Raw genomic sequence first — 13,835 nt, 5'->3', positions numbered from 1 at the left:
TGATTTTAATAAAAAACAGTGCTAAAATTTATAAATAAGAACTATCAAAGGAAAAAGGAAGCAAAGAAAGTAAAGATTCTGTTTTTACTATTTTTCCTACTTCTCCCATAAATAATATTTCTATAGGTTGTTTTTGATTAATTTCATACTCAGATAACGTTTGTCTACATGCTCCACAAGGCCCTACAGGTTTATTAACAGTTGTAGTACTTGAGGCGGCTGTGATGGCTATTTTTTTTACAATCATATTTGGATGTTCTGAACCAGCTTTCCATATGGCAACTCGTTCAGCACACATACCAGAAGGATATGCTGCATTTTCTTGGTTATTTCCAGTTATTATTTTTCCATTGTCAAGTAAAATTGCAGCTCCCACATTAAATTTTGAGTAAGGAGCATAAGCTTTACTTCTTGCTTCAATAGCTTTTTCCATTAAGTTTTTATCATTTTCAGATAATTGTGAAATGGTGTCGAAAACTATGGCAGAGGTTGATATGTCTATTTTTTTCATGAATGTTCTAGTCAAAAAAAGCTGTCTAATTAGACAGCTCTTATATTTTTTACGAAGTTACTAAAAAAAATGAATTTTAATAATCTTCATAAATCTCTCCTAAATCAAATGATAAAGAAAAACGTAATGTGTTTTCTAATGGGTTGTTTACGTCAGAGGCATTCATTAAATATGATAAATCTAATGAGAATGCTCTAGCTTTAAAACCTGCCCCTAAAGTAAAATATTGGCGTTGCCCTTTGTTTTCGCTTTCATGGAAATAACCTGCTCTTAACGCAAAAGCTTTATTGTATAAATATTCCGCACCTAAAGCCCAAGTAATTTCTTGTAGTTCTTCACTAAAAGGTCTATCACCTAATGAACTAAACATACCATCAAACCATCCTTTAGTAGATGTAGGGTCAGATGGAACTAATAATTTAGTAAACTCTAAATTTAAACCTAACAAATTGTAATCATCAAAAATAAAATCAAAACCACCACCAAACTTTAAGTTAGTTGGAATGAAGTTTTGTTGATCCGGCGTGTAGCTTACTTTAGGTCCTATATTGGTGATGTTTAAACCTAATCTATAACGTCCATTAAATGTTCCGAAGTTTTCTTCTTCAGATCTATAATATGCAGATACATCTACAGCAAATGAATTAACTGCGTCTAAGTTACTAGAAACATCTAAGTTTGAGTTTATGTATTTTAAACCAACTCCCATAGAGAACGTTTCACTTAACTTTAAAGAATAAATACCAGTTATAGCAAATTCATTAGGGTTAATGGTTCCTGTTGAAGCTCCTGAATTATCAGTTAAGTCAATTTTCCCTAAAGAAAAATATTTAATATCAACTCCCCAAGCAGAATTTTCTTTAAATCTGTGTACATAAGATAAGTTTCCAGCAAAGATGTCGTCTGTTAAATTACGCAACCAAGGTGTGTAATTTAAACCAATACTAATTTCATTTTCATTAAAAGCTGTTTTTGCCGGGTTGTGAAAAATAGCAAAAGCATCAGATGAAGTAGCTACACCAATGTCTCCCATACCACCAGCGCGAGCATCAGGTGTAATTAATAAGAAAGGTGTTGCAGTTGTAATACCTTGTTGCTGTGCTTTAGATGTAAAAGTTACTGCTAAAAATAATAGAAGAATCGTTAATTTTTTCATTTATAATTTTGATTGTTGACAATGCAAATATATAATTTTGTATTTATTAAAGTATGACTAGTTTTTCATACTTTTCTGATACTATATTTGCTATTGTTGATTTGACTTTTAATTTATATATGTATACTCCCTTTGCTAGTTTATTCCCAAAATCATCTAAACCATTCCAAGTAATCTCTCTTGATAGGTTTCCAGTGTTTTGAGATATTTTATTAATTGTTTTAACTAATTTTCCTGAAATAGTAAAAACTTGTACTTGTACCTCTAAAGGTTCATTTGGCTTGTTATGATTAAACCAGAACTCAGTATAGTTAACAAATGGGTTTGGGTAATTCAACACATTTGTTAATGTTAAGCCTGCATCGCTCACAACCACAAAGTTTAACGTTGTCTCTGACGAATTATTGTAGGTATCCCAAGCTTTTATTTTTAAAGTATGAGGTCCTGTAGTTAAGTTTCTAAGTTTATAAGAAACATTCCCTTTAGTGAAATCATCTAATTCGGTTTGATAATAATCATTCAAAACAATAGGTTCAGATTCATTGCCATCTAAAATAGCGACAATATCATGATCTACAGCAGTAATAGAGGTGTTTATTCCACTTATATCAGATAGCTTTAATACAAGATTAGGAGAAGCATTGGTGTTGCCACCATCTATAAAAGACTCATCATTCATAAAAGCTTGAATTTCTGGACCAGTGTTGTCTTCTGGAGCATTCTCATTGATGCCACCAACAGTTACATCAAAATTAGCACCACCTTTATCTATGCTGTTGTTATTAGCATACATACTAATTTTACCTTTTCCGTAAGCTATTTTAACATCTTTAGGAACAATAAATTCAAATTTAAACAGCCCATTATTTACGGAAGATTTTCCTCTAAATAATTTGCTTTCCTGTGAGTCAAATGTATTAATAACACCAAAACCATCGTTATCTAAGGTTTGTTTGTCTATAGATTTATCAAAAACGGTTGTAGATAGTTCGCCATTAAAATTAGTTAAGACTGTATTAGAGTTATCAGTAACAATTCCTTCAAAAGTAACTTTAGAAAGAGCTTTTAAAGTATCTATAGATTGTGTAATCTCTTTATCGTTAATTTTAGTAATTAATATATTGGGTTTAGGTATAGCAAGTTTCATTGCTGGATCACCAAAAAAGAAAATGAAGAATTTTTGAATACTAGACGTCTGATTTTTTGCCTTAACTAAATCTTGGGCTATTGTATTTGTTGAACCATCAAATCCTAAAATGTGTTTGGTTAAATCTTTATTGAACTGTTCCCCTACATTAATGTATACATCTCTCGTAGTTGTAACCATGCTAACAGCTCCTCCATTTTGATTTAAGAATAATTTTTCCCCTGCAGTTACTCTAAGAGGATTGTCAAACCTAGAAAATTCACAAGTAACAGTAATAAATAAAGGCAAAGTATTAAAATTATTCAAAGCTTCAATTTGCGGGATTTCTAATAATCTTTCCCCAGCTAAACCATCTTCTCCACCATGTCCAAAATAATCAAAAATTAAAGTGCCGTTTTCAATAGTATTGCTTACAGCATTTTTAACTTGAGGATATCTTTCACCTCCAGAGGAGTTTTCTTGTTTAAAGGCATCAGCATATAGCTTGTTAATATTGAAGATAGGTTTGTGTTTTTTTATTGAATCAGCAACTTCTTCTAATCCAGACTGTAAAGATTTATCAGCATCTTGGTCAATATCGTCAGCTAATAGTGTAATGGTGTTTCGCCAATCACCAAAAGTTTTGTTGCTGTAATAATTTAAAATCTTATTTACAACAGCAGAGGCTTGTTGTATAGAAGTTACTGGTATTCTTCCAGAAGCAATATCAATAGTATGAGCACTCCACATTTCACCTTCATTAGGTTCTATCATTACATAATAATCATCTGTAACAAATGAAGTAACCAGGTTAAAACTTTCTGGTGCATGATATGTAGGTACAATATTGTTGTTGTCAATGATTCTGTCTTTATAATCGTATGAGGAATCACCAAAAAAACATACATATTTAAGCTTTCTGTCGTTAGAAGAGGTGTCATGTAAATGCTTAATAAAATCCCTTATGCCAGTAATGTCAGGAGCTCCAGAAGCAAATTCATTATAAATTTTATCAAGAGTTACTACACTTGTGGTTAAGTTAGAATTATTTTTATGATAGTTAGCTAGCCTGTTTGCTTCACTAGATAAAGAATTGTTGGTAATAATTAGGTATTGTATATCTTTTAAAGCACGTAAGTTTTGATTTGCTATTTTTCCGTTTGATTCTTTTACAGGTGTAAAAGTGTTGTTGTAGTTAACTACTACATATTCTTCTAAAGTGCCCCCATTGGCTTTAAATGAAAAAACATTTGAAGAAGAATTTAAGTTTTCAATACTTTGGGGAGAAATAGAGTTAGATACATTCCAAAGCTGATTAATATTGTTAGCGTTCTGAATTTGATACTCAACAGTTCCAGTAGTGTTATTTACTTCAAAACTACGGAAGGAAAATTGATTTCCTATTGCTTTTAACTCTTTAAAGCCACTAACCTCTATGAAGTCAAGATATGCTTTAGCAGAGGGCAAACCATTATTATTGTATGTTATGTTAATGTCAACAAAGTCAGAGGTGTTGGAAGGAATAGTGCCTTCCCCAGTTCTATGAGTTGCTAACGAACTTACTCCAGAAATAGAAGCAGCAGGAAAGCTTATATTAGTTAAGTTATTTCCATTAGCTAAAATAGTCATGTTTGAAACTAATGATGAAATAGTAGCAGCACTTACTTTAACTTTAAGATTAGTGCCAGACAATTGTTTAGGAAAGTTTATTTTAAAACTTTGTGAATTTTCAAAACTAAAATCTTTTCCAAACCATTCTCTACCAACAGCAAAAAGATTTCGTGTTTCTACTTCGTGAAAAGTATAGTCATTATATGAGTTGATTGTTTTTATACTGTTTTGAGTTGGTTGTGTTAAAGTAGTTATTCTTTTACCTGGAGAATTATCAATGGTTAAAAAGTAGTACGCTTTATCACTATATATGTTTTGTATGTGAGAGACATTTGAAGATACTGGGTCCACTGACCAATGATGCGGGCCAAGACCATAAAACAGAATAAAATCATCTTGATTAAAAGTATTGTCACTTTCACCATGCACATAAATAGCATTCTCTTGTAAATCGTTATGTCTAAAAGTATCCACTTTTTGAGGGAGCATATTACCTCCATTTCCAAAAATTTTTATATTTTTAGGGTTTACAGTATTAATGTCAATACCTAACTGACTTAGAAAAGAAGCGTCAATTTTAAAAATACCGGTGGTATTAATAGAAAACTTATACCAGTTGCCATTTGATAGAACTGAATTCGATTGACTCATTCCCATTAAAGGAAAAAGTAAATAAAGAATAAATAATTTTTTCATAATTCGTTACAAAATAACGAATTTTAATGTTAGTTATTTTAATCTTTTTCTGTAATTATTGATAATAAAGTTTAAAAAGTATCGTTTTGATGTCTAGCATAGACAGTGTTTTTAATTCAAGAAGTTTGAAAATATAAGTAATTTTAGTTGTTAGGAATGATAAATATTGTAAATTGCAACACCCTTAAAAATAGTTAAAAATACATGAAAAGTACGTTAAAATTATTCAGTTTGTTGGCCATTACGGGATTACTAATTACATCTTGTAGTAGTAAAAAAGGTGGTTCTGGTCAATCAGAATTGACAGGATGGAACTTTAATGACCCTAGTTATGGTGGTTATTTAAAGGGAAAGTATAAGGCAGGAAAAAATGTTCCTCCAGGAATGGTACATATAGAAGGAGGTACGTTTACCATGGGATTGGTTCAGGATGATGTTATGTTTGATTGGAATACAACTCCAAGACAAATGCATGTACGTTCTTTTTATATGGATGAAACTGAGGTAACGAATTCAGAGTACTTACTTTTTACTCAATATACTAAAGATATCTTCCCACCAGAAGAAGATCAATTTAAAAATATCTATAACTCTGTATTACCAGATACATTAGTATGGAGAAAAGGATTAGGTAATACAAACTTGTTATCTGAAAGTTATTTACGTCATCCTTCTTACGCAGAATACCCAGTAGTTGGTGTTAGTTGGATTCAAGCTAATAAGTATTGTAAGTGGCGTACAAATGCTGTAAACTTGAAAATATTAATGGATAAAGGTATTATTAAAAATATCTTTAAAGAAGATTCTCTTGAGTTTAAAGGAAAAAATAATTTTGATACGGATACTTACTTAACAGATCCTTATGCTTTATTTGATGGAGATTCTACTATCTATAAAAAAGGATTACCTGTTCCAAGAAAAAAAGGTGAGCCTAAACCAGAAAAAGGATCATTTACAGGAAGACAAGTTACTTCTACAGATGGTATTTTAGCTCAAAAGTTTAGACTGCCAACTGAAGTAGAATGGGAATATGCAGCAAAAGCTATTTTTGAAAATAGAGAGTATAACAATATTAGAGGTAGAAAGAAGTATGCATGGAGTGGTAAATATACTAGAGATAGAGATAAGAGAAGAAGAGGAGATCAGTTAGCAAACTTTAAGCAAGGAAAAGGTAATTATAGTGGTATCGCTGGATGGAGTAGTGATGGTTCTGATATTCCTAATGCTGTTAGAAGTTATCCGCCAAATGCTTTTGGTTTATATGACATGTCAGGTAATGTTGCTGAATGGGTATCAGATGTTTATAGACCTATTATTGACTCTGAAGCTAATGATTTTAATTATTTTAGAGGTAATATCTTTACAAAGAAGTTAATTAACGAAGATGGTAAAGTTGTTATTGTTGGTGATGAGGTAGGAGAAATAGAATATGATACACTAGAAAATGGAAGAATTGTTCCTAAGGATTTACCAGGAAGTGTTAAATATATTCCTATTACCAAGGAAGATACTTACATGAGAAGAAACTATAACTTAGCAGATAATTCTAGCTTAGGAGATGGAGACCAAGCTTCATCTAAGTTCTATGATTTAGATAAGGATCAGTTAACAGGTACTCCAAGAATGTATAACTCACCTACTAAACCTGAAGCTGAAAAAGACTCATTAGGTAGAGTAATTGATAACTTCCAATACGATGGGAAAAGAAGAACTACTTTAATTAGTGATAAATCTAGAGTGTTTAAGGGAGGTTCTTGGGCTGATAGAGAATACTGGTTAGATCCTGCACAGAGAAGGTATTTTCCAGAGTATATGGCAACCAATTATATAGGTTTTAGATGTGCTACAGACAAAATGGGACCTATGATGATGAACAAGAGAAAAACTGCGACACCTAGGTATACAAATAAATAATAATAAAAATATCTAAATAATTTAAACCTCATTGTTTTCAATGAGGTTTCTTATTTTTACAGAATGAATATAGAGGGAATTTACAAAATATATGCTAATAACTATATAGTAGATACAGATACTAGAAGTATTAGAAAGGGAGCAGTTTTTTTTGCTTTAAAAGGTGGTAATTTTAATGGAAATAAATTTGCTCAAGAAGCATTAGAAAAAGGAGCCTCTTATGCTGTAATAGATGAAAAGGAGTATTTTATTAATGATAGAACTATATTGGTTAATGATGTTTTAAAAACATTACAAGAACTAGCCAATTATCATAGAAACAAGCTAGCTATTCCTATAGTATGTTTAACAGGTAGCAATGGTAAAACAACAACAAAAGAGCTAATATATTCGGTATTAAGTAAAAAATATAATGTTGTAGCTACTAAAGGGAATTTAAATAATCATATTGGAGTACCATTAACCTTATTGTCTATGAATGACAAAACAGAAATAGGTGTGGTAGAAATGGGGGCTAATAATCATGGTGAAATTGCTATGTTGTCTAGAATTACAAATCCTACATATGGTTATATCACAAACTTTGGTAAAGCACATCTTGAAGGTTTTGGTTCTGTAGAAGGAGTGATTAAAGCAAAATCTGAGCTTTATGATTTTTTAAGAGAAAACAATAAAATAGTTATTGTAAACCCAAATGATGAAATTCAGTCGGAAAGAACAAAAAAAATACATAGAGTTTTATTTGATGAATCTTTAAAATATATTTCATCTTCTCCATACGTTATTTTAGACTTCTTGGGAATCAATATAAAGAGTAATCTAATAGGAAAGTATAATTATACTAATATTTGTGCAGCAATAACCATAGGGAAAGTTTTTAAACTAAATATTGAGAAAATAAAAGAGGCTATTGAGGAATATGTTCCAAAGAATAATAGATCTCAAATCATAGAAAAAAATAACTTAAAAGTAATTTTAGATGCCTATAATGCGAATCCAACGAGTATGAAGAATGCTTTAGAAAGTTTTAGTGAACAGGAAAGTGATTTTAAAATAGTTGTATTAGGGGATATGTTTGAGTTGGGAAAGAAGAGTTTAGAAGAACATCAGATAATAGCTGATTTAGTCTCTAGTTATAAATTTAATTATTCTTTTTTAGTAGGAGAACATTTTAATCAAGTTGATACAACTCTAATACAAAATAAAACTTTTGAAGAGTTTAGAGATAGCTTTAAAGGATTAAATTTATCAAAAAACACAACAATTCTTGTTAAAGGGTCAAGAGGTATGGCTTTAGAAAGAGTGATTGAATTGTTATAAATTAGAACGATGAAAATCTATTAAATTATCAATAGGTCTTTGTATTACTCCTTTAATATTAACGTTTTCTTCTAAAGCTATTTCATTTAGAATATCTTCAAAAAAATGAGCTATCGACCCTATAAAATAAATAGGTAATTGCTGATGTTTTTGATAAGATTTTATGTGATAGTTGAAAAATGTTCTAAAACCGTTTTTAACCAATTCTATTACATAATTATCATTTTTATTTTCTATTAAAAACTTAGCAAATGTTGCTAAATATCTATTAGGGTTTTCATCTTTATATAGATGGTGTTTAATTTCATCTGGATTCAAGCTGAAACTATCTGAAAATTTAGAAGCAGTTTGTTTTGGCATTTGTTTGTAAAAATAATCACGAAGTAATTTTTTTCCAAAATAATTACCACTAGCCTCATCCATTAAAGTATACCCTAAAGCAGGGCAAACATATTCAGCTTTATGTCCATTATAATAACAGCTATTAGATCCAGTTCCTAAAATACATACAATTGACTCGTTTTTCCCTGAGGAAGCATAAACAGCTCCAATTATGTCTTCTTCTATTTCAACGGTAGCTTTAGAAAAAAAAGAGGATAGGGTTTCTTTTAATATCTCTTTAGGTGTATTAGTTCCACAACCAGCACCATAAAAGTAAACCTGATTAACTTTTTCGTTGTTAAGGTTTAATAGTTCGTTTTTTATAACTCGGTTGTAAAGTTCATCTTTTGATACTACATTGGGATTTAAACCTAATGTTCTCGTTCTAAAAATTTCATTTTTATTAGCATCAATAGCTACCCAGTCCACTTTAGTTGAACCACCGTCTGCGATTAGTATCATTTGAAGTTTTTTTCAAATATAAACTAACCAATATTTTAAACAAAATGATTTTGAAAGAAACTAATAAGGAATTGGATTGATTTTTGATTGAATAAAAACTGTAAATTTGTAACTTAAATATGAAAGCGTATGATCTTTTTTAAGAAAAAAGAATTGCCGTTAAATGAGGTTTTTAATGATAGTTTTGTAGACATACATTCACATTTGTTACCAGGTATTGATGACGGAGCTAAAAGTATAGAAAACTCAATTGAATTGATAGAGAAAATGTATTCTTATGGAATTAAGAATTTTATAACAACACCTCATGTATTAGGTGATGTGTATCCCAACTCATCTCAGTTAATCAAAGAAAAAGAAACCGAAGTTAAAAAAGAATTGTTGAAAAGAGGGATGAATGATATTTCATTTACAGCTGCAGCTGAATATATGATGGATGAGCAATTTGTTGAGAGGCTTAAGCGTGATGATATTCTTACATTAAAAGATAATTATGTTTTAGTTGAGATGTCTTACTTTAATGCACCTTTTAACTTATATGAAATATTGTTTGATATCCAATTAAAAGGTTATAAACCTGTTTTGGCGCATCCTGAACGTTATAATTTTTATCACAATGATTTTCAACAGTATTATAAACTAAAAAAAGCGGGATGTGTTTTTCAACTCAATTTATTGTCTTTAACAGAGCAATATGGTAAAGGAGTCCAGAAGATAACACAGAAATTACTTAGCGAAAATTTATATGATTTTGTAGGAACAGATACGCATCATATGAATCATTTGAGATTGTTAAAAAAGATAGGAGACAAGAAAGTAGTCAACAAAATAAAAAATTTAATTAGAAATAATGAACTTGACTAGTCCTAAATAACCGTTACAGTTATTTATTGATTAAATATATTAAACATCATCTAAAGTTATAGCTTTAGATGATGTTTTTTTTCGATATGATTTTATTTTCATAATGTTTTGTTGATGTGCTTGGTCAGGAGTTTTAAAATGACATGACCAATGCGGTCTTTTAGAGTTATAAATAGTTATTGATTGTTTTACTATTTTCTCCATTATCTTAATATCTAGATTTGTAGTATTGGTAAAGAACTCTTGTTTCAAGATTCCATTAACCCTTTCAGCTATGGCATTTTGATATGGATCATATGATTCTGTCATACTGCATTTAAGCTTTTGTTTTGACAAAATATCTTGATAGATGTTACTACAGTACTGTATCCCTCTATCTGAATGATGGATAAGTTCCTTCTCTGGATATACTCTGTTTTTTATAGCCATGACCAAGGCTTTTACAGTTGAGTTCACCGCTAAAGTTTTATCCAAATGGTATCCCACAATTTTCTTAGAATATGCATCTGTAATTAATGATAAATACATAGGTTTTTTACGGCTCCCTAAATAAGTAATATCTGCTACCCATACTTGTTCTGGTCGATTTACTTCCAAAGTTTCAATAAGATTAGCATGTTTTCTAAAACGATGATGTGAGTTGGTTGTAATATGGTAACTTTTTTGTCGTTTTATCAATAGTTTATTAGCTCGTAAAATATCAAATAATCGATCCCTTCCTACACCTAAACTGCCTAATTCTTCTGAAAGAATATAATACAGTTTTCTTGTTCCAATTCTTGGCTGTTCCATTCTTACATCCTTAACCAACTCAACAACCTTATTGGCTATGGTGTGAGCTTTGGTAACTCTATAATTAGCTCGATAATACACCTGCCTACTAAACCCGAGTAATTTACAGGTGGAAGAAATACTTTCTTTCTTTTGTAAAACAAACATATCAATTACTCGGTTTTGGAGTTTTTTCTGATAGGAATCTTATACTCTTTCTCAGCTAAATCAATCATCATATCAAATAGTATCGCTTTCTTCTCTACTGCTGCTGCTTGAGCTTTTAAACGATTATTTTGCTTTTCTAATTGACGTAATTTTTGTTCTAACTCTAATAGTTTTTGTTCTGGCGATTTTGGCATAGTAGATGGTGTTTGATGATCCCAATCAAAGTTACCATATTTTCTTAACCATACTAAAACAGTGCTACGACCTTGAATCCCATATTTAAGTTGAGCCTGTTTGTAAGTTAGTTCGCCTTTTTCTACTTCCGATACAACCGAAAGTTTAAAACTCATAGTATAATCTTTCTGTGTACGTTTGCGGTAAATATTGTCATTCATAATGTTACATAATTGTGTAACGCTATTTCAGGACGAGACAACTATTTAAATTAAAGAAGGAGGCTTATTAATTAGCCTCCTTTTTATTAAAATAATTTTTTATACCAAGGTTTAGTACCAATGTCATCTGCAATTCCATATCCATAACCGTATCCGTATCCATATCCGTAACCATAACCTCTTTTTATATCTGTATCATTTAGTATAATAGCAAGATTTGGTAATTTTTTGTCACTATATAATGTTTGAGGTACAACTAACATTCTTTTGTCTAGGTAGTTAGCTCTGGTTACATAGATGACTAAATCAGCATTTTTTGCTATTAATAAAGTATCGGTTACTAAGTTTACTGGAGCTGTATCTATAATTACATAATCATATTGTTGTTTTAACTCAGTGAATATTTCTTTAATTCTAGAATTCATTAATAATTCTGCTGGGTTTGGAGGGATAGCTCCAGATGAAATTATATCTAAGCTAGGAATTTCAGGAATGTTAAATTTTAAAGAGTCTAAATTTATATTGTTATTAGTAATGAAGTTTGTAATACCTTTACGATCAGGTATTTCTAGGTATTCTGTTATTTTGGGAGCTCGTAAATCCATACCAACAAGAATCACTTTTTTACCTGATAATGACAAAGAAGACGCTAAATTAATAGACGTAAATGATTTTCCTTCACCACTAGTAGTTGAGGTGACAAAAATAGTTTTCCCTTCTTTAGTATCTGTATTAGGAATCATAAACTCTAAGTTTGTTCGAATTAGCCTAAAAGCTTCAGCGATACTTGATCTTGCACTTGCATTGATAACTATTTTTTCTTTAATTTCTGAATGTGGAATATCACCTAAGAAAGGGATATTTGTTAATTCTTCAATATCTCTTTTAGTATGGACTTTAGTATCTAACAAATCTCTTAAGTAGATTATAATAAAAGGAATGATTATTCCTAATAATAATGAAGCTAAAAGGATGATTTTCTTTTTAGGGCTTACAGGTATATCAGAACCATAAGCTTTATCAATAATTTTTGCATTTGGAAGAGCAGTAGCTGTTAATGAAATAGCTGTTTCTTCTTTTTTCTTTAATAAATAAGAATATAAGCCAGCTATAATTTCTTGTTGACGAGCAATATCAAGGTATTTACGTTCCTGATTAGGTATAGAGGAAATTTTATAATTAGATCTAGCAGATTCTCTTTTAAGGTTGCCCAGGTTTATTTCTAATAATCTTTCTCGATTGAGAAGACTCTTCTTTAATGAAGACTTGATATTGTTAATGTTATCTTGAACTTCAATGACTACTGTATTTTTCTCACCAGCACTCTTTAATAACCTCTTTTTTTGAAGTATTAGTTGATTATACTCATTAATAGATTTAGCAATGTTAGGTTCATCAAGTCCTAAGTTACTAGGTAATAAATCATCATTAGTATTAACTTCTTTATTAAGTGCTTTTACTAAATCTAATTGTGTAGATGCCTCAATTACTTTTTGTCTATTTAAAGTATTGGTTTGTAAAATTAACTGAGCTTCAGCTTCTATATCAGTAATGTTATTGTTTTTCTTGAATTTTTTAACATTATCATCAATTCTACTTAATTCAGTACCTATACTTTGAAGTCTTTCAGTAATAAAATCACTTGTCTTTTTTGAAACTTTTTTCTTATCATTAATAGCATCTATGTTATACTGCTCAACCAACTCATTTAAAATGTCTTCAGCTTTTTCTTTAACAGTTGATTGTAATGATAATTTTAGAACGCTAGATTTTTTATTAATAGGGTTTATAGAAATAGCCTTTCTGTAAGAGTCTATTATCTTATTGATAGAGCGAACACTAATTTTTATTTTATTACCAATACTCTTTTCTGTAAAAGAGTTAGTTTTACTTATAGTTAATCCTTTTAGCAAAGAATTATTTATTAATTGTCCAAAAGTATTTTCTGAAACCTTAGTTTCTTCTTGATTAAATAATTCAAACTTTTGATCTGAAATTATTTTAATTGATATAACAGAGTCTAGTTCTTTTTTAACATTCTCAAAGTTAATAGAAATAGGTTTGTTGTTATAAATTTCACTTTCTTTTATTCTACCTTCAGAGTGATAGGTAATATCTAAGTTCAATTTATTAATAACGTCAGATATTAGTTTTCTCGACTTGATAATTTCAATTTCATTATCAATATTTTTGCTTGACCCCCCAACAATACCTAAGTCTTCAAAAGCAGCTAATTCTTCAGAAATACCTCCTTTTTTATCATTTTTAATTAAAATAGTAGAAGAAACACTATATTTTGGAGTGCTATATCTTAAAAAAAGAAAAGCACCAATGATTGCTAAAAAAACGCCAAGAGCAAACCAACGCCAATGAATTAAATATTTTTCTAATTCGGCTCTAATATTAATAGTATCGTTATCTTGAATTCCTTTTGTATATTTCTGATCTTTTTCCATTTTA

9 protein-coding genes are annotated in these 13,835 nt (G+C 30.0%); 3 read left to right on the top strand and 6 right to left on the bottom strand.

Translation table 11 applies throughout. The features are described 5' to 3' along the window. Positions 1–28: 28 nt before the first annotated feature. From cdd to porU, 3 genes are all read right to left on the bottom strand, one after another. Entirely contained in the window at positions 29–511 is a 483-nt protein-coding gene (gene cdd / locus ABNT65_RS11405; protein ID WP_348745883.1) for a cytidine deaminase, read from the bottom strand. 76 nt (positions 512–587) lie between these two features. Beyond that, positions 588–1,667, bottom strand: a complete 1,080-nt coding sequence (gene porV, locus ABNT65_RS11400; RefSeq protein WP_348745882.1) for a type IX secretion system outer membrane channel protein PorV — start codon at positions 1,665–1,667, stop codon at positions 588–590. 46 nt (positions 1,668–1,713) lie between these two features. Further along, the gene (porU, locus tag ABNT65_RS11395) at positions 1,714–5,100 is read right to left on the bottom strand and encodes a type IX secretion system sortase PorU (RefSeq protein ID WP_348745881.1); all 3,387 of its coding nucleotides are present in this window, start codon (positions 5,098–5,100) and stop codon (positions 1,714–1,716) included. A 204-nt stretch (positions 5,101–5,304) separates the two neighbouring features. On the opposite strand from porU, the gene gldJ reads away from it, so the two are divergent. Beyond that, positions 5,305–7,014, top strand: a complete 1,710-nt coding sequence (gldJ, locus tag ABNT65_RS11390; protein ID WP_348706934.1) for a gliding motility lipoprotein GldJ — start codon at positions 5,305–5,307, stop codon at positions 7,012–7,014. Between the two features lie 63 nt (positions 7,015–7,077). Continuing rightward, positions 7,078–8,334 (top strand): UDP-N-acetylmuramoyl-tripeptide--D-alanyl-D-alanine ligase, encoded by a 1,257-nt coding sequence (locus tag ABNT65_RS11385; RefSeq protein WP_348745880.1) that lies wholly within the window; start codon positions 7,078–7,080, stop codon positions 8,332–8,334. On the opposite strand, the gene ABNT65_RS11380 is transcribed toward ABNT65_RS11385, so the two are convergent. Further along, positions 8,329–9,177 (bottom strand): N-acetylglucosamine kinase, encoded by an 849-nt coding sequence (locus ABNT65_RS11380; RefSeq protein WP_348737736.1) that lies wholly within the window; start codon positions 9,175–9,177, stop codon positions 8,329–8,331. The genes ABNT65_RS11385 and ABNT65_RS11380 overlap by 6 nt on opposite strands. A 129-nt stretch (positions 9,178–9,306) precedes the next feature. Between ABNT65_RS11380 and ABNT65_RS11375 the strand changes: the two genes are divergently transcribed. Continuing rightward, positions 9,307–10,041: a tyrosine-protein phosphatase gene (locus ABNT65_RS11375; protein ID WP_348745879.1), complete on the top strand. Its 735-nt coding sequence runs from the start codon at positions 9,307–9,309 to the stop codon at positions 10,039–10,041. Positions 10,042–10,080: 39 nt separating this feature from the next. Here ABNT65_RS11375 and ABNT65_RS11370 read toward each other — a convergent pair. Further along, positions 10,081–11,375, bottom strand: a protein-coding gene (locus ABNT65_RS11370; protein ID WP_412766822.1) for an IS3 family transposase whose coding sequence is annotated in 2 segments (ribosomal slippage) — positions 10,081–11,009 and positions 11,009–11,375 — 1,296 coding nt in all. Because the reading frame shifts where the segments join, the coding sequence is not laid out codon by codon here. An 86-nt stretch (positions 11,376–11,461) separates the two neighbouring features. Next, positions 11,462–13,831, bottom strand: a complete 2,370-nt coding sequence (locus tag ABNT65_RS11365; RefSeq protein ID WP_348745877.1) for a polysaccharide biosynthesis tyrosine autokinase — start codon at positions 13,829–13,831, stop codon at positions 11,462–11,464. Positions 13,832–13,835: the final 4 nt, after the last annotated feature.

This window comes from Tenacibaculum sp. 190524A02b (assembly GCF_964036645.1).
In the GTDB taxonomy this organism is placed as follows: Bacteria; Bacteroidota; Bacteroidia; order Flavobacteriales; family Flavobacteriaceae; genus Polaribacter; species Polaribacter vairaonense.
Note: the sequence above shows the minus strand (reverse complement) of the source record. Positions and strands in the feature narration are given on the sequence as shown.

Excerpts from the sequence above, each read along its gene's own strand:
- cdd (WP_348745883.1), bottom strand. The coding sequence starts at position 511 with ATGAAAAAAATAGACATATCAACCTCTGCCATAGTTTTCGACACCATT.
- porV (WP_348745882.1), bottom strand. The coding sequence starts at position 1,667 with ATGAAAAAATTAACGATTCTTCTATTATTTTTAGCAGTAACTTTTACA.
- porU (WP_348745881.1), bottom strand. The coding sequence starts at position 5,100 with ATGAAAAAATTATTTATTCTTTATTTACTTTTTCCTTTAATGGGAATG.
- gldJ (WP_348706934.1), top strand. The coding sequence starts at position 5,305 with ATGAAAAGTACGTTAAAATTATTCAGTTTGTTGGCCATTACGGGATTA.
- ABNT65_RS11385 (WP_348745880.1), top strand. The coding sequence starts at position 7,078 with ATGAATATAGAGGGAATTTACAAAATATATGCTAATAACTATATAGTA.
- ABNT65_RS11380 (WP_348737736.1), bottom strand. The coding sequence starts at position 9,177 with ATGATACTAATCGCAGACGGTGGTTCAACTAAAGTGGACTGGGTAGCT.
- ABNT65_RS11375 (WP_348745879.1), top strand. The coding sequence starts at position 9,307 with ATGATCTTTTTTAAGAAAAAAGAATTGCCGTTAAATGAGGTTTTTAAT.
- ABNT65_RS11365 (WP_348745877.1), bottom strand. The coding sequence starts at position 13,831 with ATGGAAAAAGATCAGAAATATACAAAAGGAATTCAAGATAACGATACT.